Source organism: Ekhidna sp., from assembly GCF_965227465.1.
Lineage (GTDB): Bacteria > Bacteroidota > Bacteroidia > Cytophagales > Cyclobacteriaceae > Ekhidna.
This window is the reverse complement of the sequence record NZ_OZ245746.1, coordinates 832424-854536: the sequence shown is the minus strand read 5'-3', so window position 1 is coordinate 854536 and position 22113 is coordinate 832424. Positions and strand designations below refer to the sequence as shown.

Genomic DNA, 22113 nt, shown 5'->3' with positions numbered 1-22113 from the left:
ACATCAAGAACCCGAAATACGCTAAGAATTGCATCTATAATTGTTGCACTGCTCGTTATCTTAATGGACCTAGGTATTATCCCAAATATTGTAAATTATCATTTTTGGGTGATGGTCATTGCCTATTTCCTACTCGTGCTGAGTATTCGTCGCTAGCGCCTAAGCACCAACCTGCCAGATAAAGATTCACCATTGTATTGAATACGATACAAGTACATACCATTGGCTAAGGAAGTGCCAGAGGAATTGTTGCCATCCCAAACGACTGCATTGGTACCGGCAAATTGAGGTCCCCAAAGAATTGTATTTATCAATTCTCCCCCTGTGGTGAGAATGTCAACCCGAACTTCTCCATCTTCAGGAATGGTAAACTCAATATGAGTACTTTCCATAAACGGATTTGGGTATGCAGAATTAACCGTGAATGATTCTGTGGGTGTGTCAAATGTCAATCTTTTAAATGAATCAATAAAAGTCTCATAGACTCCATTTCCATGCGTTGCTATAACTAATCGGCCATCACTTGATCTATAATCCATCATTGTGACAATCGAACTACCAATTTGACCCACTGATTCTTTTGTCCAAACAGTATTTTCATCATTGGTAGTTTCTGTACTATAAAGTCCTACACTTGTTCCTACCAGAATTAAATTTCCAGATGTTTTTGGGATGATTTCAGCCCATCGAATGCTGGGCCCATTTCCTGAACCATCAACGTTTTCTTCTAAATTTCCGCTTATGTCTGTATAAGTGATACCTCCATTGAAGCTTTCAAAAATTGATGGTATCTCATAATTTGAAAATACCACAATGAGGTGTTGGTCGTCTTCAGGATCAACCGATATGCTTGATACGTATGATTCCTTTGGTAGATTTTTTCCGGTGATTGAAGAGCTTAGAAAATTAACCTCACTTTTTGCGTTAATGACGCGAAAAACCTCACCCTCACTTGTACCAAAGTAAATTCTATCTCCGTCAAATGATGACTCAACCGCACTTATCAATCCATTTGATATCGGAAAATTATTGACCTTAACCCAACCTAAGTTGTTAGCTTTTTGAGAACCACCTGGAATTTGTGATACATTAGGATGGAAATACAAGTGATTACCTCCTGCACAAAACATCCTATTTTGATTTGTTGGATCTAAAGTAAATGGATTAATAAATAGATAAACAGATGCTGATTGTTTTACAAGATTGCCGGGATCAATCCTACCAAATGAGGTGATCTTATATTCATCATTTAACGTCAGGCGCAATACCTGTCCTCTTTGAAAGGAAGTGAACCATAAAGCATTATTGTTAGTCGTAGCTGCATATGAACCGTCTCCACCAAGAATCCCCGTCCAGCTGGTTGACCCACCAGACAGATCTGTTCCATTGTCCTGCATTCCTCCAAGGATGGTAGGATCATTTGCAGCTTTTGACTGAGCAACCGTGAAGAATTGCGACGTAATAAACCCGTCGTTTCTACTCTGCCATACGACTGAATCTGCTAAAATATTTTCGGTTAAAATGAGCCCTCCGTCACTGGCAGATAGTGCCACATCAGGATTACTCGGTGTAAATAATAATTCGTGCTGATCCGGGTGGTGATTTGGATAAATACCTGATCCACCCTCAGGGTTATATCCACCTATCCATTCAATATTCTCTTTTGTTCTAAATGCATCAGTTGATCTGTAAAGATTTGTTCCTCCTATAAATACAATGTCCGAATTATCAGGATGAACCCTAATCATCATATTGTAAGACCCTTGTGTATTTAAGTCGCCAAGTGTTTCATCAAAGTCAGGAACTATCCTTGGTTCAGGGTCAAACCCATTAATTCTTGTTGGGCTATTGATCAGTGAGCGTTTATGTTCCAGAATAAATATAGGACTACTATCAAGCATGAAGTAAGTGATATCCGGATTTGAAGGGCTAGATCCAATGACGGCTCTTCCAAATTTAGATTCTTCTGTTAATGGAGTAATATTTGTCCAATTTTGAGCATCCAATGAAAAATAGAGTCCAGCATCTGGAGACAGCCTGTCCTCAGCTGCTTCTGTAGATAGACCTGCATAAAAAACATTATCAACAGATCGTTCTAAAGATGTGAAAAATGAAGCATCTGTATTGTTGAGATTTGCTGTATCAGGTAGATCAAATAACTTTTGGCCCAACACAACTTCCCAGCTATCACCTCCATCAACTGATCGCAGAATACCTCCAAATGCGGCAATAAGAACCTCATCTTGGGCCAGGTTGCCCGGATTAATTTCTATGTCCCATATGTATTGAAATTGGCTATTAAACACACTGGGGTCTGAATCCTGGGTTGATACCAATAAATCCCAGCTTTCTCCATTGTCAGTAGACTTGTAAATACCATCACCTCGAAAAGGTGCTCCTCCGCCTCTTGCTGAATTCCCCACGATCTCCCCTGTACCATGATACCAGGTATCTTCCTTACCTGGACGTGTATCTTGCACTAAACATGTAATACTATTTCGGTTTTCAGGATCGGATTTCCTGGTCCAGGATATTCCTCCGTCTACACTTTTCCAGATACTTCCTGAAACTCCTCCGGCTAAAATCACATTCTCATCCCGAACGTCAAATGCGACAGCTCGCGTGCGCCCACCCACATTGGTTGGGCCCAGAGAAGCAACATTTAATTGTTGTGATCTGCCTGATGGATTCTGAACTGCTAATTGCTTTGCAAATCGCAGTTCAGCCTGACGAATATTTTGAGGAATCGCACCAGTTTTGGGATCCCTGGTCAGAAGTTGGAAATACTCATTCCTACCCATTAGGTCCTCACTCCCCTCAATCTCAGAAGGCGCCTGATCAATCGTAATAACGTACTCTGGTGATGTCGCTTCTTCTGATTTAAACAGGAGAAAGACAATTAAGAAGAACCAAAGAAATTTTTTCAAGCTACTCTATTACCGTATTGACTTTGTTGATTTTACCCTCTGAGAGCTCGCTGGTCATTACCCCCTCACCATTATTATTCTTACCATCGAATGTTGCCTCAATGTAATAGGATACCGGCTTAACATCCTTGAAAGTAACACGGCCTTTCTTGTCAGTTGTCATGGTTGCCACAGCGTTTTCACTCACCCGATAGTCTGCTTCATTTTCATAAATAGAAACTGTCGCCCCTTCAACGAAATTGCCAAGTCCGTCAATAACCGTAACTCGTAGTTTTGTTGGAAGCAATTGAGCATCTGCTGTCTGATTTAAAGCAGAGCCAATAAATAGTACCGCTAGCACCGTTAAAATTCTCATAGTTGAATTAGTTTTTATTCTTTGTTGTAAAAATATATAAAGCAAGTTCTTCAAAATTTTCCGCCTGCTTATATCTCCTGTCAGGATACGAATTTGCAATCAATTTGATTCGTTTAGGCTCGTCATTTTCAGTAATAAATTCGATTTGAATATTGCCGTACTTCTGGTCGATCGGCTCTATGAATCCATTTTTCGGTTTTAGATAATGCATTTCTTTTGATTCCACTACACTGCCCTTTTCCTGCATCGTACGTTTGCTCACAACCAAACGATAATCAAGCTTCTTTACCTGATCTGCCAAGTAATCAAATAAGTAATGAAAATTTCTTTTACCGAACTCAGCCTCATAGTCAATCGCAAAACCATTACTGTAGTTTGATTCCAATAGAACCAACTGAGGATCTTTCTCTACTCCTTGTTTTCTCCAGAAATAAGATTGCCACAAATCATTCAAAAAATCTGTACAAATATCTGTTTGCTTCCATCTATTGAATTGAGTAACAAATGATTGACTTCTTTGAATAATTTCATCTACCAGGATTCTTGTGGGTTGATTACTGGTTTTTCCAAAGACCCGAGCATATATATCATCAAAATAACTCATCTATCTTATAAGCGTAATTGATCCATATTGTTCGATCGTTCCTAAATCTGGTGCCAGTGAGCTGGAAAATTTAATTATATACGCATATGTTGAAGGAGGAAGTAATGCACCTCTGTAGATTCCATTCCATCTAAAATCCTGATTATTAGACGTATAAACAAGCTCACCCCATCGGGTATAAATTAAGATTTCAAATTCTTCCACGTAATCATTCGGAAAAACAAAGAACTCATCATTTACTCCGTTTCCATTTGGCGAAAAAGCATTCGGCGCAAAAATCACAGGCCGGCAATCTTCCACTACCTCTACTCTGGCAGTTGTACACGTAAAGCCATTATACAATGTAACCTGATAGGTGCCCGTTGCTGACACAGAGAATACCTGATCTGTAGAAAGAATCGCATCATCCGGTAATAGCCTCCACTCATAAGTATTAAAAATACCGGGATCAAGATCTGCTGTAAGATTGTCCGGATTTCCGGTGCAAAAAGAGGCACGAGCTGGCAGTAAAATATCCTCCTGATTTATTGGCACTACTGCCACATCCAATGATTCAGTCGCTGTACAGGTGCCCGTCTCGTTGCTGGCAATAACCGTATATCGTCCGGATTGAGTAACAGTCAAAACAGAGTCTGTCTCTGAAAGTGTAGATCCGTTCGGATCCTGCCATTCATAGCTTACGGAAGGATTGTAATAGTTGGTTGTAGCAATTAAGAAGACATTTCCATTGTCATCACAATCCGGTTCCAATGATAGCTCTACTGTAAACTCTGCTTCAATATTTACACCAATATCACCGGAAGAAACCTGACATCCGGTAAACTGATCAAATACGGATACATTGTACGTTCCGCTTGTTGTAACGGTATTTTGCATTGCATTGCTGCCATTATTCCAATTATACAAATAGGTTCCACTTCCCCCGGTTACATTGGCGATTAGTGTTTGTTGACCTTCGCATGGATCACCTTCTACAGTGACATTCACTGTTGGAGGGGTGTTCAGGTTAACCTGAATATCCTCACTCCGATCACAAAATCCTGGTGCAGATGCCAAAAGCGTATACGTCCCTGTCTGATCTACCGTGATTGAATCACCTAAATTTGATCCAACAATGATACCATCGGTAGTAGACCATGAGAAGGAGACACCAGCCGTTCCTCCATCAGATATTCCAACTCGACCTGAATTTCCGCAAATCTCCTGAATAGCATCAAAAGTGAAGGCCGGTTCCGGGTCCGGATTTATGGTAATTTGCTCAGTCTCTACACAACCTGGAGGGTTACTGTCTGTGATTTGAACAGATAGTGTTCCTGTATTCAAACCAGGTAATACCAATGGATCTACAGTATCAACTCCGCTGGCAACTATGGCACCTCCAGCATCCTGAACTTCATAACTATAGTTGGCTGGTAAGGAAGGTGTAGTTCCTGAGATGGTCAACTCGACGGTTCCATCACAGTTTCCACCTGTATTAACAACATTCATATTAAAACTGCCCGGATCCTCAATCTGTAAAATCTCCAGATAGTCACATCCGGTAACCAAATTGGTTGCAACCAAACTATAATTGCCGGGAGGTAAACCTGTAATATTTGGTGGGCTGCCCGGTCCATCAAAATTGGCAGGTCCAAAATTTGAGGGTCCACTCAGCTGATATGAATAACTGCCGGCAGCATTAAATGTCAACGCCACTGAACCATCATCATTCCCACAGCCTGTCGTCGGGATAGGAGTAAGTGTAATATCTGGCTCAGGTTGAATAGTAACCTGAATCGTATCTCGCCCGATACACCCAAAGGTATTGGTCACAGCCACCGTATATTCGAATACACCTGCGGTCGTCGTATCTATATCAAATGTTCGATTGTTTCCAAGCACAATTCCGTCAATTGCCCAGGCATAAGTCGCTCGAACTACTTGCGCATCTAAGGTAATTGTCGGGTCGTTTTGACAAAGGAGTCTGTCAGGACCCAAATCTACTTCCGGACGTGCATCAGCCAGAAACACCTGAAGTGTATCTGATGTACAGCCTGTAAGACTATTAATAATAGCTACATCGATAAGTGCTTGGTCTGAGACCGTAATCTGACGCGAGGTATCTCCGGTACTCCAGTAATAGGAGAAATCAGGATTATCCACTGGCCATGCAGTCAAAAGTACTGGCTGATCACATATCGCTGTATCTGTAGGAACAGTCGGGCTCTCCGGGATATTATTAACGGTAATGGTTTGCATCAATGTAGTGTCCGTATCACACCTATTGCTTAAAATCAGTTGAACATTATAAGTCCCCGGCATGGTGTACGTATGCGTTGTGTCCTGAATTGCTGCTGAAGTTCCATCTCCAAAAATCCACAGATAATTTTCGATGGAATTATTAGGATCCCGACCCGTAGCTGTAAAAGTGGATTGCTGGCCAGCACAGCCTACTGTAACGCTCATACTTGGCACCTGTAGAGGCGGGGATTGGTTTTGAGCAAAATTGGGTAACCCCAACCTACTTGTTCTACCCGCTAGATCAAAACCCCCATCATCAAATGCGGCTCCCAGATCATCCCCATCCGGGGCGCTAATAGTTCCTATCACGCCTGAGTTATCAATGGCCATGTAGATGGTACCATCCGGTCCTAATTGCAATGCGCCATAATCACTACCCTGAGTGTACCCATCAAATTTGGTCGCAGAAATGTCTGCGGCCGGGTCCGCTGAGTTCAGACTGTCTAAATCATATTGAACCAATTTGGATGACCCAGATGAAGTAGTCAAATAAAGCCTTAAACCTCCCGGTGAAAATTCCATCCCATATAATTCGCTCTCACCTGTATCAATAAGTCTGGGGTTAGAAACTTCACCCTGATCGAAATCGAGAATCTCAACTTGATTAGTGCCTGGAATATTGACTGCTATCTGACCCAGCGTAGGCGATATTTTCATGTAGCCGGTTGCACTTAGCTCTTGCATAAAATCGTGAATTTCACCTGTTGGAGAATAAATAGCTCCACTCAATCCGCCTGCGCCCGTTTGGTAGGACCTGAACGTGTTATTTCCAAATTCATGCGCCACAATAATATCATTACCAGTGAACCCTGATCCCGTAATTCGCTCGGTGCTATTATCCATCAGTTTTACATTTTTCACAATGACTTTGCCTCTTGCCGCAGATTCTTTCATATCCACAATGGAATACCTCAAAGCATACTCATTATCTCCATAAACACGCTCAGTCGTAAAGATGTAAAACATGGTCTGATCATCTCCAAAGGGCATAATCAACGCATTTTGAGCGGATTGCACATCTCCTCCTATGGTATCTCCATTAAGCATCACATCATGATCCTTATTCCAAACCGTAAGCCCATTGGTATAGAATAAAAGTTCACCATTAACATCAGATATCGTTGCACATCCTTCCGGCGCATCCTGTTGATTGCCGTCTAAAATAGCCATGGCTCCTCCGGTAAATTCAATTCCTGCCTGCTCACCAAAATACCACTGATTGGAGGTCTGATTTGCGATTCCGTATTCTGTCACTTCTATATCGTCAAAGTCGGTACAGCCAGAAGCATCAGTTACCTCCACCCAATAGGTACCTGCTGTATCAATGCCTATAGTCTGAGTTAATTCTCCTGTACTCCAGACAAAAGATGCACCATCACCTGCATCCAGTGTCAATACTTCATCCACACAGATTGTCGTGTCGTTACCGAGATCTACCATTAGGTTATTTGGAAGAATCTCAACGGGTTGAGTTATGGTTTGAGTAATGCCATTAACCTCAGCAGTGAGGCTAACCATGTACCCTCCGGAGGCCTGGTACTCATAGTTAGGAATCCATGCATTACTTCCTCCACCATCTCCAAAATCCCAGAACAGGTTATTAGGGACAGGCTCTACTACCGGAAAGAATTTTGTAATGTTTGTTTCACAACTGTCAATCCAATAAAAATTAAGTGTATCAAACGTGAAATTATAGGCCGGTGTATGCTCTGAAAACTGTCGTGCATTAAAATCATCCGGCAGAGCTATGGCTTGATACTGTAAAGAATCAACAATACTGTCAGGCTGATTGATCCTTCCAAGGTTAAAGGCTGCTCCATTCGTCGATTGATAGAGATGATAAATGCGATTATCCGGCGCACGCTTTAATCCATAACTTCTAAATATAGCTGTGGGTAAGATCGGATTGACGGTCTCCGTTGTGTCGTTAAAATCAATCTGATAGATTTGAGCTGATGTTCCGCTGCTTCCAAATCTGGAAAAATACACCTTGGAGCCGTCAGGCGACCATTCAATATCGTAGATGGATTCTCCCTGATCATCATTAAATCCAGTTCCGGTAAGTGTCTTATCAAATGTTAAAAGGCCCAAATTAGGATCAAAATCCATTAACCAGATATTTCGGTTTGCGAGTTTTGGAGCCATTGCCAGTTTAGAAGAATCTCCATTAAAAGCAAAATGAGATGCTTCAAATCCGGGGGTTGTGCCGTTTGTGAAATCATAGTTGACAGTTGCGCCAACACCTCCAGCATCTATCCGAGTCACCTGAATTTGGAAAGTACTTCTATTCTGAGAAATCAGCCAAAAGAGATCACCATTACCAGATGGAATAATCAGCATACCTTCAGACGGGTTGACAAGCCCGGTAGCATTATCAGCTGATGTCACATCTCCATAGGGAAATTGTGCAGACCCATTTCCTTGAACAGTAGCATCCATAATCGAATACTGAATTTCGTTTATTCCAACAGCACCGGAATTCGTGAAAAGGTAATATTGCCCTGGATTGTTGGTGACCGGACAAGTGACTACCGGAACATTGACCGAGGGGTTGCCAGCTAAACCTGCACCATTCGGAACTATTGAATGTGATGCATCATAGACATTTGAACCATCTGTATAGAAAAGCAGATTACCTGTAAATTGATTGGTAACTGTGACCGCTCCTGCAGACCCAAATGGAACAGCTTGATCGGTTTGAAGGTACACATCCCTCCCATTTCTGTCAAATACAAGGTTTTCTACCGAATTGCCAAAATACCACCGCGTCTCAGTAACATTTTGTCCCCAAATTGAAGTACCAGTTACCAAAAACAGAATGAGAAAAAAGTATCTAACCAAAGTAGGTCTATAGGGGATATGACTCATAAAAATGTCCTTACTCATACACAACAGTCTGTAAAAATACGGTTAAAATACTAACGTTATAGTTGTCGTTACATTACTTAAGTAAGTCAACAAAACTTTAATCGGTTTGTATTTATTGTATAATTTGCTCATCGATTTATAATCAACATTTTTCCATGGTTAGGAAGGTTATTTTAGTCATTGTAATCATTAGTGCCCTTGCTGAAGAAAACACCTTGCAAGCTCAAGACCCTCAGTTTTCTCAGTATTATGCTGCACCGCTTTATCTGAATCCCGGATTGGTAGGCATCAATCAAAAGGGAAGGATGGGTATCAACTATCGTTCGCAATGGCCAAACCTGGATGCTAACTTTGAAACCTTCTCTGCTTACTTTGACTATCATTTTGAAGATTACTACAGCAGTGCAGGAATTATATTCACCAGAGACCAGGAAGGAATTGCCGGATTAAACTCGACCTCCATAGGGCTTCAATATGCCTATCAACTCCAATTAAATTATGATTGGACCTTTCGTCCGGGGGTTCAGGCAGCTTATTATATCAGAGACTTAAATTTTGATAAACTCACGTTTGGAGATCAGTTTGACAATACCGGCCGTGTAAGGCCTACAACCGGAGAGACCTTTAATACGGGACTCAACGCACAGTTTTTTGATTTGTCGTTTGGAGGTGTACTCTACAACCCATCAATCTGGTTAGGAGCGGCACTTCATCATGTGTTAGAGCCTAATCAAAGTATTGCTGGAGGGAATGCACCATTACCCAAAAGATTTTCCATCCACGGAGGGTATCGAATCCCATTGAACCCATTGACCACACGAACAGATCTGGGAGAACGAAGTATAACACCTAGCTTTAACTACCGAACGCAAGGTGACTTTGATCAATTGGATGTGGGCGCCTACTTCACATTAGACCCGATATTGGTTGGGTTATGGTATAGAGGAATTCCTATTAAAAATACTGACGGTGTTGCTAACAATGAATCTTTAATTTTCATGCTGGGCATGCAGACAAACCGGGCTACTTTCGGCTATAGCTTTGACTATACCTTGTCAGATCTCGGAATAGGTACTGGAGGAGCTCATGAAATCAGCATCGCTTACTCCTTCAGCTTGGGCGATCCATTAAAGCCTGCTGCGGACGTGCGTAGATTGAAGTGTCCAATTCCGTTTATTTTTTAGCACGTCTTAAGGCTATCTTTGCGACATGACCGAACAAACCATTTTCACCATTCTTCTGGTGATTATCACCTTTGATTTCACACTGGAAAGAATTCTGAGTTTCTTAAATAGAAAAAGTGCTAAAAAGCCCATTCCCATTGAATTAGAAGGAATTTATGACAAAGAAAAGTATGATAAATCTCAGGCCTACAATGAAGAGGTTTCCAGGTTTGGATCATTTTCAGCGACCTTTAGTTTTGTGCTATTGGTGTTAGCCATTTACAACGGATGGTTTGGGATGTTGGATCAATGGATCCGCACGTTTTCGCCACTCAGCTTGGTCTCTCCGCTTATTTTCTTCGGTATCTTATTTGTGATCTCTGATTTAATAAATATTCCTTTCTCGGTTTACCGGAATTTCGTCATAGAAGCCAAATATGGTTTCAATAAGATGACCGCTAAAACATTCATTCTAGATAAGATTAAGGGTTACATACTCACCATTATCATTGGCGGACTTTTGCTTAGTGTATTAATCTATTTTGTAAATGCCATTGGAAATGACTTTTGGTATTACTTCTGGGGGGTTATGACGGCCTTTGTCCTTTTTGCCAATTTATTCTATACCTCATTGATACTTCCATTGTTCAACAAGCTTACGGCTATGGAAGAGGGAGAGTTAAAATCTTCCATTCAAGCTTATTGCAGCAAGGTGAATTTTCCACTAAAGAATATTTTCATCATGGACGGGTCGAAACGTTCCAGTAAGGGAAATGCTTTTTTTAGTGGACTGGGTAAAAAGAAAAAAGTAGTGCTCTTTGATACGCTCGTTGAAAAACATTCTACTCAGGAACTAACTGCTGTATTTGCTCATGAAGTGGGGCATTACAAGAAAAAACACATCCTCTTTTCAACCATTTTCAGTATTCTGTTAATGGGTTTTATGCTTTTCTTATTTTCCAGAATGGCATACAATGCCGAAGTGAGCTGGGCAATGGGTGGGCAAACCTCTGCTCTGCATCTTAATCTTTTAGCGTTCGGAATTTTATACTCTCCTATATCAACGCTATTAGGAATAATTGGAAATCTCATATCTCGGAAAAACGAGTATGAAGCAGATGCTTACGCAAAAGAGACTTATGATGCCACACCGCTTATAACAGGATTAAAGAAGATGTCCTCAGACCATCTATCGAATCTTACTCCACACCCTGCTTATGTGTTTGTGCACTACTCGCATCCGCCTTTGAAGGAACGAATTCAGGCATTGGAATCCTAATCAATCAAAATTTTTCCATTTCCTCTTTTTTCCTCTTTTGAAAGAATACCAAAGGCCTGTTTTTTCTCCAAGATTCCATTTTCCTTCAAATTGTGGGTTGCCCTTTTCGTCAAAATAGATCCAGGATCCATCTTCCAATCCATTTATTAGTGTTCCTTTCTGGTTTAGTTGCCCACTCTCAAAATAAAACTCCCATTGACCGTTTGGGCTGCCCAGCTGATAATGTCCTACTCTTTTAAGATTGCCATTTTCATAAAAAAACAGCCATTTGCCTTGATAAAGCCCATCGTTATATTTCCCATGTTTTTCTATTTGCCCATTCGGATAATAATAGACGGCCGAATCTTCCAGTAACCCTCCCTCATAATATTCCTTCGCAATAAGTTTCCCCTGAAAGGAGTAATACTTCTGGTGTCCATGTAACTGTCCATTGACAAAAGAGAGAAGTGAATTAGTATCCCCATTTGGGTAAAGGAATTTCCACACACCTTCCTTCCCATTATCATCCAAAATCCCTATCCCTTTAATCTTTCCATTCTCATAAAATAGGGTATCCCTTTTTTGCGCAAGAACAGCATTTGCTATCAAGACTACCAATAAACTAATCGTTGATAATTTCATTTGCCATAATTTACAATTATTGATTTAAAGCTCCCAAATGCATACTTTGCAATTATGAAGCCACTCATCTTTTTGTTCGTATTGGTCATCTGTGGCCATGCTTTGGGCCAAACCAGCTCATTTAACCTGGGAGGACGTAGTGGTGGCATGGGTGGCGCCTCCGTTACTCTGGGCGATGAATATAGTCTTTTTAACAATATTGGTGGTCTGGGTAGACTAGAAAATCATGCGGCCTTTGCTGCATATCAAAACAGATATGGCGTTACCGAATTTCAGGTTATAGGTGCGGGAGCAGTATACGCATCTAACTTTGGGAACACCGGAGTTGGATTTTACAAATTTGGAGATGATTTATACAGCGAACAACGTATTCACCTGGCGTTCAGCAACAAGTTTCAAATGGTAAGCTTGGGAGTAGGCCTGGATCTACTTCAATACAACATATCAACTGTTGGTACGAAAAGAGCATTAGCTATCCAATTTGGAGGAATTGCTGAAATCAGTCCTGCTCTCAGGTTTGGTGCTCATATACATAACCTAAATCAGGCTAAAATTAACGATGAAACAGGTGAAAGAGCTCCTACTGTGATGAAGGCTGGCATTTCTTATCTGCCATCAAAAGAATTGATTTTAACTGCAGAAATAGAAAAAGACCTGGATTTTGATGAAGTTTTCAAAGCTGGTATTGAATATGAAATAGTAGAGAATGTCTACCTGCGCACTGGTATTAGCACAGAGCCATTCCTTGGGGCTTTTGGACTAGGTTTCCATCCCAAAAACTTCAAATTTGACTATGCTTTTTCAAACGAATCCCGACTTGGTAACATTCACGAAATTTCCTTCGCCTACTCATTCGATAAATGAAAAAGTGGCTAACAATAGGACTTCTCTTAACTAACCTTGTTGTGACAGGTCAAAATGAAGAGATAGATCTGGAAGTCTTTGCAGAACGTCTTTTCCAGGTCCAGGACGAAGATATTGCGTATGAAGATATCTACGAATCCCTACTCCTTTACTATAGTTCTAAGCTCAATCTAAATAGTGTTGAACCAGAAGAATTAGCATCGCTTTACATTTTAAACCCTGCACAACTTTCTAATTTTTTCATCTATAGAGATCAATTTGGCGAATTTCTTTCTATCAACGAATTACAAGCTGTTCCAGAGCTAGACCTTGAGACTATTCGCCTTTTACTACCATTCGTAACAGTAGAAGAATCTTTAACTGATACACGTCCACTTTTACAACGGGTAATAAATGAAGAGAATAACTATTTCCTGCTTCGTTATTCAAGAAGATTGGAAGAACAAAAGGGATATACTCCCGCTTTACCTTTGGACACTACATTTATTCGGAATGAAAATCAGGATATAGTAGATACCGTCACCTCTCCTCCTGCGCGTTTTGCAGGATCTCCTAACAAGATCTATGGAAGGTTCAGAACAAGCCATAGAAATGACTTCAGTCTGGGATTTACATTTGAAAATGATAACGGCGAGCAATTTTCATTCAATAATAGCAACAGGGGTTTTGATTTTTACTCCTATCACCTACTCCTCGAGAATAAATTTGGATTCAGGAAAATCGTGCTGGGTGACTATCAATTGCAGGTTGGTCAGGGGGTTGTCTTTGGAGCCGGATTCAATGCTGGCAAAGGAGCAGAAACAGTCAATACCACCAAACGAAATAGCTTAGGATTAAGGCCCTATACCTCTGTTCTGGAATCGGGTTTTTTTAGAGGAGCCGGGATTGCTAAAGAATTTGGTGATTTCGAGCTGACCGTATTCTACTCTCGTCTAAACCAGGATGGAAATATTCAGACGGATACCACCTTCTCTGACTTTGATGAGTTTATTAATTCGATTCAAAATTCCGGCTTTCACAGAACTCCGGGTGAACTGGCATCAAAAGATCAAATATCAGAGCAATCCATTGGGGCAGTTATCCAATATCAGCCACATAGAAGGTTCACAGTTGGTATATCGGGTTTGAATAGTCAGTATAGTCGTCCATTGCAGCGAAAACCGAATAACTACAATCAATTTGAATTCAACGGTGATCACAATTTTGTCACTTCAGCATATGCCAATTACACCTGGCAAAACTTCACCTTCTTTGGGGAAGCTGCCCGATCAAAAAGTGGTGGCATTGGTGCTGTCGGAGGTTTAGTTACGAGCCTATCCAGGACGGTTGATATGGCAATGGTTTTCCGAAACTACGATCGTGACTTTCATTCTTTCTACGGCAATGCGTTCTCAGAAAATTCCCGAAACATTAATGAAAAGGGAACCTATTGGGGAGTGTCCGTTACACCCAACAGAAGGCATAAAGTAAACCTATATTACGATCGATTCCAGTTTCCATGGTTAAAATTCCGAACGGAAGCTCCTTCTGTCGGACATGAATGGCTCATTCGCTATTCCCATTTCCCTTCCAGACAGGTGACACTATATGCTCAGGCCAGACAGCAAACGAGACAAGTGACAGTTCCGAATGAAAACCTTAACATATTGGTTGACCAGATCAAGCGTAACTACATCTTCAATGTGGATTATGCACTTAAGCCCTGGCTAAAATTGAAAACAAAAGTTCAAAGTAGTACTCAGGATGAAGGTGGTGAATTCACAAAAGGATTTGCAATCATGCAGGATGTGAATTTTGATTGGTGGAAGCTGAAATTCAATACCCGAATGGCACTATTTGAAACGGATGATTTTGATAACGCTCAGTATGTATACGAAAGTGATGTGCTTTATGCTTTTTCTATTCCAGCCTACAATGGCACGGGCGTTAGAACCTATGCCATGGTTAGGTATGATCCAGTTAGAAACCTATCGCTCTGGCTTAGGTACGCAAGCTTCTCTTTCAGAGATCGAAATAGTGTTGGATCGGGGTTGAACGAATCAGTCGGTAGTATTTCTTCCGAGATAAAAGCGATGCTACGCTTTAAGTTCTGAGATTAACAAAATTTCATTTCTCATACTTCTGGGTTAGGTTTACTAGATCAATAGTATCTGATGGAATCATTAAAAAGCGTCTGGGAGAGCATCATCGATTTTCTTACCAAAGTGGGTGAAATTTTCACTACTAATCTGTTTGACCTTGGCGAAAGTAAAATAACCCTCGGGACGATATTATACTTCCTGATCAGCTTCATTGTCCTGACATTCGTCGCTAAAAGATTTAGAAATCTACTAGTAAACAAAATATTGGTGAAGGCCAATATGGAAAGAGGAGCACGAAATTCTATCGGGCTAATTACCAGAGTGATGATTATGTTCATCGGTTCCATTTTTATTATTCAAAGTGCCGGGATAGATATGAGTTCTTTAAGTCTATTGGCTGGAGCTCTGGGAGTTGGGATCGGATTCGGACTGCAAAATATCACTGACAATTTTATCTCAGGAATTATTATCCTATTTGAAAAGCCTATTAAGGTTGGAGATCGGATTGTTGTAGGTGATACTGAGGGTGATGTGATCAACATCTCCGTCCGTGCAACAACCATTCTGACCAATGAGAATGTGTCGATCATCGTCCCTAACTCAGAGTTTATCTCATCACGAGTAATTAACTGGAGTCATAATGATCGGAATATTCGTTTTGATATTCCTGTAGGTGTCAGCTATAAAGAAGACCCGGAAGCTGTTAAAGAAGTTTTGATTAAGGTTGCTGAAGAGAATAAACATGTGCTCAAACATCCGTTACCTTATGTCTTTTTTGATGAGTTTGCGGATAGCTCACTTAATTTCACCTTAGCTATTTGGACATCCACGCATACTGATAAGCCAAGACGATTGAAGACCGAACTCTATTTCGCCATTTTTGAAAAGTTCAAAGAAAAGGGAATAGAAATTCCATTCCCTCAACGTGATGTCCATATAAAATCTAAACCGAAAGACTAAGCTGCCTTTTCTCTAGCGGTTTCGCTTAAACTAACTCCTTCAAAATGAGCGTCTTTATCCATTTCACCGGAATAGAATTGCTCTTGTATCTGCTTAGCAGTAAGTGAACTATTATCCGGGCTCCATCCCGGAGGACCGAATATGTACATAAATACTTCTTTAGCACTTTTTGCCTTTTTCACATCGTTAATGATATCAACGAAAATGTGTGTATTAAGCTTTATCGGATTGTAAGTATCCGGACTATTCAATATTCCATATTTTGGATCTACTCCTTTAATGGTGTTTTGCCAAGTTCCAAAAATGTGATCCCAGATCAACAAGATTCCTCCGTGGTTTTTATCCAGGTATTCAATATTACTTGAATGATGTACGGCGTGAACGTGTGGATTATTAAATATTTTACCAAAGAAGCCTAGTGAACCTATCAATTTAGTATGCAAGAAATATTGATAGGTGGCATTGATAATAAGTGCTGAACCAATCATAATTGGCTCAAATCCAATTGCAGCCATCCACAACCAAAAAATTGGTTTGTAAAGAGTGATAAACCAACCATTTCGAATACTCACCGCCAAGTTAAAGTTTTTTGATGAGTGATGTGGAACATGAGCAGCCCACAATAACCTGACTGTATGACTCCATCTATGATGCCAGTAAAAATTGAAATCATCTGCTAAAATTGCAAGAATCCAAGCCCACCAGGCCCAACCGATTGTTGCATATCCTAAATATTCAGCTCTTATCGGTTCAAAAAAGTTAAAAACTCCTTGAAAAATAACAGCAACTGTAAATGCTTTACTAAAGAATGAAATGAACGCTGCACCTAATGCAATTCCAAATCCTGCTAGCGAATCTTTTAGCTCATAATCATGCTTAGCCACTTTATATTCCACTATCATAAAGAGTAGTAGAATAGGGAAAATGTAAATCATTTTGTCGCCGACATTAAACTCTGGCATATCTATCTAAATTATAATGTTCTGTTTTGCTTCAGACTGCAAGAATACATCAAAATAAACTTGCATCAGTTTAGCATAAATTAATTGATTATTGTTTTTTCTGCTTACCAAATTTATAAGTAAGTCCGACTCCAATTACACTTTTGAATTGAACTCTGTCTTTGAACTCTCCATCAGCTTCTAAAATTTCTCCATCTCCATTATCATCAGCTCCAATTTCAATGTCTTTATCATAGATTAATTGTGCAAATGCATTCATCGATAAAACTTTAGTCAACTGCATCACTAAAGCATTTTGCCAGTTAACATCGATCGTTCCAAAATCTTCAAGATAACTCGTAAACAGTTCCAGTCTACTTTCGAAAATATCATTCTTATATTTTGCTCTAAAGAAAGAACCGAACTCAGCTCTTGAATTCTTTCCTGGCGTTATAACTGTAGTACCATCAATAGCAAATACTGCCGGGTCAACTCCATACGCTCCTTCGTTAGCAAGTTGCTGATCTCTTACAAAAGTGAACTTTCCGGTGAGGGGTTGGTAGCCAAAACTTAACTGTTCATTTGGATCATACGAAATACCTGTACCAATGGTGAGATATCCGGGAGCCATAAAATCAGATATAAAATTACCTTCTTCATCAAGTCCCTCATAAAATTGTGTCCTAAAATCCATGGAAGCACTATAAAACCACTTTCCATTGTCTTTATTAACCTTATAACTGTACTTAGTTACCAGATTGATCAGGTCATCAGACTTGTTAAAACTTGCCTCTCCTTGTTTAATCAAACCATACGCCAAATCAAGAGAATTTTCCCATTTACCTCTGCCTTTAACACGATTAGCGAAAATGCTGAAATTCGAATTTATAGCAACTGAATTTTGCCCACCTGCAGCCCAATTTGTAAGAGCTACTTGTGAAAATGTAAGCGAACTACTACCTCCGATCCTCCAGTAGGTAGTATCTGCGTTTGTGGTGTTTTGGGCGAAAAGTGAGGCTGAAAAAAAGGTGACCAGAATCGTAAAAAGTATTTTCATTTTTTAATCGTATGTATTTGTTTTCAAATCGTTTTCTTTAAGAATTCTCCTTAAAATTTTTCCTACATTAGATTTTGGTAGCTCATCGATAAAATCGATGTATTTTGGTCGCTTATAACCGGTCAGGTTTTCCTTACAATGTTCTCGTATTTCCTCCTCTGTCAAACTTTCATCTGCCTTTACTATATAAACTTTTACCGCCTCAGTCGATTTCTTATCGGGAACACCTATAGCTCCAACCTCTAATACCTTGTCATGCAAAGCAATGCAATCTTCAATTTCGTTCGGATAAACATTGAATCCTGATACCAGAATCATTTCCTTCTTCCTATCAACTATTTTAAAGAACCCTTGTTCATTAACAACAGCAATATCTCCCGTTTTAAACCAGTCTTTATGAAAACAATTCTTAGTTTCCTCGGGCCTGTTCCAATATCCTTGAAAAACCTGAGGGCCTCTGGCACATAATTCACCTCGTTCACCGGTTTTAACTTCCTTGCCATCATCATCAAGGATAATCACCTCAGTACTGGGGACAGGCATTCCTATAAATCCGGTCTCTGCATCTCTGCGAAGTGGATTTGCTGTTAATACCGGAGAAGTTTCTGTTAACCCATATCCTTCCGATACAGGTGTACCTGTTACTTCAAACCATTTGTCAGCTACAAACTTCTGCAGTGCCATTCCACCAGCAAATGAGAATTTCACTTTAGAAAAATCGAGTTCTTTAAATTTTGGTTGGTTAAGCAACCCGTTAAATAAGGTATTTACACCGGTGAGAATACTCCATTGGTGGCGTCCCAAATCTTTGAGAAATGCTTTCATATCTCTTGGGTTGGTGACCAATACATTTCTAGCTCCTATTCTAACTGTCATCAATGCATTACAGGTAAGTGCGAATATGTGATACATAGGAAGAGCTGTGATGAATATTTCTTTTCGCTCCTCAAGCCCACCATGCAGCATCCATTCACATACCTGTTCAATATTTGCGATTACATTTTTATGGGTAAGCATTGCACCTTTTGAAACTCCGGTGGTTCCACCTGTATACTGTAAAAATGCTAATTCAGAGCTCTCGCTAGCGACAGGCGAAGCAGGCTTCTCAGCTCCCTTACTAAGTGCATCTTTAAACCCTACCGCCTCCGGAAGGCTATAAGCTGGCACCATTTTCTTAATATTTTTTACAACAAAATTGATAATTCCACCTTTCAGCCCTCCGATCATATCACCAATCTTGGTGAGGATAACAGTTTCGATCTGTGTTTCCTTAATTATTTCTTCCAGGTTACTGGCAAAGTTCTCAACAATAACAATTGCTTTAGCTCCGGAATCATTGAATTGATGAAGCATTTCACTCGGTGTGTAGAGTGGATTTGTATTGACTACCACCATTCCCGCTTTGAGGATACCATAAAGAGCTACCGGGTACTGAAGTAGGTTGGGCATTTGTATAGCTACCCGATCGCCTTGTTTAAGGTTTGTATGATTTTGCAAATACGATGCAAAGTTATTTACCGTCTGTCCAAGCTCAGAAAAGGTCATTTCCTTTCCCATATTTTCAAATGCCACCAGACTTCCATATTCATTGATCCGCTCATCTACCATTTCCGGTAACGAACTATACTTATCTGGGTCAATCTCTAATCGAACACCTTCTGGGTAGCTATCATGCCAAAGCTGTTTCTTCATTTCAGGCTTAGTTATTTATTATAGCCGATAAAGATAAAGGATGAGGTTTACTGAGAAAGGATTGAAGATAAAAAAAGCGGTTGGCACCCCTACCAATCCGCTTAAATAAACAACATTAACCCAAAAAGCTGTAGAGGGAGGATTCGAACCTCCACGGAGCAGTTAGTCCCAAGCGTTCTCTCTTGATAACTATCATGAGAGAACATATCGGGATTTATCCCTTATCTCCACCCCCGAGAGAGGAGGGCATGTCTGCCAGTTTCACCACTCTACAGTGTGTTTTGATGATTCAAATTTAACATTATCATACTTTTATTGAAATAAATTCAATACATTAGATGAATATTTACACCTGAATCAATTTAAAACGTTTTAAATTATATTTTTCATAATTTAACCTAATCAAAATGAGCAAAAATTATGAGATTGATAATGTGGATCTCAAGATCCTCAATATTCTTTCTGAAGATGCAAAAATGCCCTATACAGAAGTTGCCAAAAAAGTCTTCGTTTCCGGAGGAACTGTTCATGTTCGTATGAAGAAGCTGGAAGAAATGGGTATAGTAAAAGGCACTACTTTAAAGATTGATTACGGAAAGCTGGGTTACGATATTACCTGTTTTCTCGGCATCTATCTAGAGAAAAGCTCCTTGTATGATAGAGTGGTAAATGAATTAAAGGAAATACCTGAAATAGCGACAATCCGCTATACCACGGGCAACTATAATATTTTCTGTAAAATCTATTGCAAAGACACACAGCACTTAAAGGATGTACTGCATGATAAAATACAAAAGGTAGATGGTATTGAGAGCACGGAAACCTTTATTTCGCTCGAAGAGAGTGTTAATAAACATCTAAGCTTTTAGAATACTTAATTTCACTGAACCTTCTTTGAAGTTCGTTGTTCTTATTTAGAATTACTATAAATAAGGTGTACCTTTGCACCTTGAAATGAAGGCAATTTTTAGATGAGCACTGACGAACAAATATTAGAAGAATTTACCTCCAAAGAATATGAACATGGCTGGTCGGTAGATTTTGAAGCCGATGAAGCTCCTTTGGGTATAAATGAAGATATCGTTCGTTTCATATCCGCTAAGAAAGAAGAGCCACAATGGCTTTTGGATTGGAGATTAAAGGCATTTAGTCAATGGAAAAAGATGACTGAGCCTAATTGGGCAAATGTCAATTACCCAAAAGTAGACTACCAGTCTATCAGGTATTACTCCGCTCCAAAGCAGGATAAGAAACCTAAGAATCTTGAAGAGGTAGATCCGGAATTGCTTAAAACTTTTGAGCGTCTGGGGATTTCACTTCAGGAACAAAAGCGATTAACAGGCGTAGCAGTTGATGCTGTAATTGATTCTGTTTCAGTGGCGACAACTTTCAAAGACAAATTATCAGAGCTTGGGGTGATATTTTGCTCGTTCAGCGAGGCTGTCCACGAGCATCCTGAATTAATTAAAAAATATTTAGGATCGGTTGTTCCTGCTAATGACAACTATTTTGCAGCACTTAATTCAGCCGTGTTTTCAGATGGGTCTTTCTGCTACATTCCTAAAGGCGTAAGGTGCCCAATGGAGCTCTCTACTTATTTCAGAATTAATGCAGCAAATACAGGGCAATTCGAAAGGACGCTAATTGTTGCAGAAGACGATAGCTACGTCAGCTATCTTGAAGGGTGTACTGCTCCAATGCGCGATGAAAATCAGCTTCATGCAGCAGTTGTCGAAATTTATGCAGCTAAGAATGCTGAAGTAAAATATTCAACTGTACAAAATTGGTACCCGGGTGACAAGAATGGGAAGGGTGGTATTTACAATTTCGTTACTAAGAGAGGAATCTGTGCAGGTGATCACGCTAAAATTTCATGGACACAAGTAGAAACAGGATCAGCTGTAACCTGGAAATATCCTTCTTGCATCTTAAAAGGTGATCACTCTGTTGGCGAATTTTATTCGGTTGCAGTAACTAATAATTACCAGCAGGCAGATACTGGTACGAAAATGATCCATATTGGAAAAAATACCCGATCACGAATCGTATCCAAAGGAATATCTGCCGGGAAATCGCAGAACAGCTATCGCGGACAAGTAGAGATTATTAAGCGAGCGCACAATGCTCGGAATTTCTCACAATGCGATTCACTTTTGATGGGTGATAAGTGTGGAGCTCACACGTTTCCATATATAGATATAAAAAACAAGTCTGCCCAAATAGAGCATGAAGCCACTACCTCAAAAATTGGTGAGGATCAGATATTCTACTGCCAACAACGTGGCATAGATGAAGAGACGGCTGTTGCGCTGATTGTCAACGGATTTGCGAAAGAAGTAATGAATAAACTCCCGATGGAGTTTGCAGTAGAAGCTCAAAAACTATTAGCGCTTACTCTGGAAGGAAGCGTAGGATAGACAA

15 protein-coding genes are annotated in these 22113 nt (G+C 40.1%); 7 read left to right on the top strand and 8 right to left on the bottom strand.

Annotation, left to right across the window (positions count from 1 at the left end):
* Positions 1-152: 152 nt before the first annotated feature.
* Genes ACO05G_RS03940 through ACO05G_RS03925 form a run of 4 tightly spaced genes read right to left on the bottom strand, consistent with a single transcriptional unit; the run spans position 153 to position 9052 of the window.
* Positions 153-2927 carry a FlgD immunoglobulin-like domain containing protein gene (locus ACO05G_RS03940; RefSeq protein ID WP_421764783.1) on the bottom strand — a complete coding sequence of 925 codons (2775 nt, stop codon included), beginning with the start codon at positions 2925-2927 and terminating at the stop codon, positions 153-155.
* 1 nt (position 2928) lies between these two features.
* Positions 2929-3282, bottom strand: a complete 354-nt coding sequence (locus tag ACO05G_RS03935; RefSeq protein ID WP_421764782.1) for a carboxypeptidase-like regulatory domain-containing protein — start codon at positions 3280-3282, stop codon at positions 2929-2931.
* Between the two features lie 7 nt (positions 3283-3289).
* Entirely contained in the window at positions 3290-3886 is a 597-nt protein-coding gene (locus tag ACO05G_RS03930; protein WP_421764781.1) for a hypothetical protein, read from the bottom strand.
* Positions 3887-9052, bottom strand: coding sequence for a PKD domain-containing protein (locus tag ACO05G_RS03925; protein WP_421764780.1), 5166 nt, complete (start codon positions 9050-9052; stop codon positions 3887-3889).
* A gap of 137 nt (positions 9053-9189) precedes the next feature.
* Between ACO05G_RS03925 and ACO05G_RS03920 the strand changes: the two genes are divergently transcribed.
* Both ACO05G_RS03920 and ACO05G_RS03915 read left to right on the top strand, forming a co-directional pair.
* A complete protein-coding gene (locus tag ACO05G_RS03920; protein WP_348284971.1) occupies positions 9190-10218 on the top strand; it encodes a type IX secretion system membrane protein PorP/SprF in 1029 nt (342 codons plus the stop codon).
* Between the two features lie 25 nt (positions 10219-10243).
* Complete coding sequence (locus tag ACO05G_RS03915; RefSeq protein WP_421764779.1) at positions 10244-11476, top strand: M48 family metallopeptidase; 1233 nt, start codon at positions 10244-10246, stop codon at positions 11474-11476.
* Here ACO05G_RS03915 and ACO05G_RS03910 read toward each other — a convergent pair whose 3' ends face one another.
* Positions 11477-12097 carry a toxin-antitoxin system YwqK family antitoxin gene (locus ACO05G_RS03910; RefSeq protein WP_421764778.1) on the bottom strand — a complete coding sequence of 207 codons (621 nt, stop codon included), beginning with the start codon at positions 12095-12097 and terminating at the stop codon, positions 11477-11479. It abuts the gene before it with no gap.
* Between the two features lie 54 nt (positions 12098-12151).
* Between ACO05G_RS03910 and ACO05G_RS03905 the strand changes: the two genes are divergently transcribed.
* From ACO05G_RS03905 to ACO05G_RS03895, 3 genes are read left to right on the top strand one after another with little or no spacing between them, the layout of a single operon-like run.
* On the top strand, positions 12152-12961 hold the full coding sequence (locus tag ACO05G_RS03905; RefSeq protein WP_421764777.1) for a hypothetical protein: 810 nt from the start codon (positions 12152-12154) through the stop codon (positions 12959-12961).
* Complete coding sequence (locus ACO05G_RS03900) at positions 12958-15054, top strand: ComEA family DNA-binding protein (protein WP_421764776.1); 2097 nt, start codon at positions 12958-12960, stop codon at positions 15052-15054. The genes ACO05G_RS03905 and ACO05G_RS03900 overlap by 4 nt, the downstream gene beginning before the upstream one ends.
* Positions 15055-15114: 60 nt before the next feature.
* A complete protein-coding gene (locus ACO05G_RS03895; protein ID WP_421764775.1) occupies positions 15115-16002 on the top strand; it encodes a mechanosensitive ion channel family protein in 888 nt (295 codons plus the stop codon).
* Here the strand turns inward: ACO05G_RS03895 and ACO05G_RS03890 are convergent.
* The 3 genes from ACO05G_RS03890 to ACO05G_RS03880 all read right to left on the bottom strand — a co-directional run bounded on the left by ACO05G_RS03890 (position 15999) and on the right by ACO05G_RS03880 (position 19692).
* Positions 15999-16964 (bottom strand): sterol desaturase family protein, encoded by a 966-nt coding sequence (locus ACO05G_RS03890; protein WP_421764774.1) that lies wholly within the window; start codon positions 16962-16964, stop codon positions 15999-16001. The genes ACO05G_RS03895 and ACO05G_RS03890 overlap by 4 nt on opposite strands.
* Positions 16965-17052: 88 nt before the next feature.
* Complete coding sequence (locus ACO05G_RS03885) at positions 17053-18000, bottom strand: DUF3078 domain-containing protein (RefSeq protein ID WP_421764773.1); 948 nt, start codon at positions 17998-18000, stop codon at positions 17053-17055.
* A 3-nt stretch (positions 18001-18003) separates the two neighbouring features.
* Positions 18004-19692 (bottom strand): AMP-binding protein, encoded by a 1689-nt coding sequence (locus ACO05G_RS03880; protein WP_421764772.1) that lies wholly within the window; start codon positions 19690-19692, stop codon positions 18004-18006.
* A gap of 407 nt (positions 19693-20099) precedes the next feature.
* Here ACO05G_RS03880 and ACO05G_RS03875 point away from each other — a divergent pair, with 407 nt between their 5' ends.
* Both ACO05G_RS03875 and sufB read left to right on the top strand, forming a co-directional pair.
* Positions 20100-20561 carry an Lrp/AsnC ligand binding domain-containing protein gene (locus tag ACO05G_RS03875; RefSeq protein ID WP_348284962.1) on the top strand — a complete coding sequence of 154 codons (462 nt, stop codon included), beginning with the start codon at positions 20100-20102 and terminating at the stop codon, positions 20559-20561.
* Positions 20562-20663: 102 nt separating this feature from the next.
* Positions 20664-22109: a Fe-S cluster assembly protein SufB gene (sufB, locus tag ACO05G_RS03870; RefSeq protein WP_421764771.1), complete on the top strand. Its 1446-nt coding sequence runs from the start codon at positions 20664-20666 to the stop codon at positions 22107-22109.
* Positions 22110-22113 lie beyond the last annotated feature (4 nt).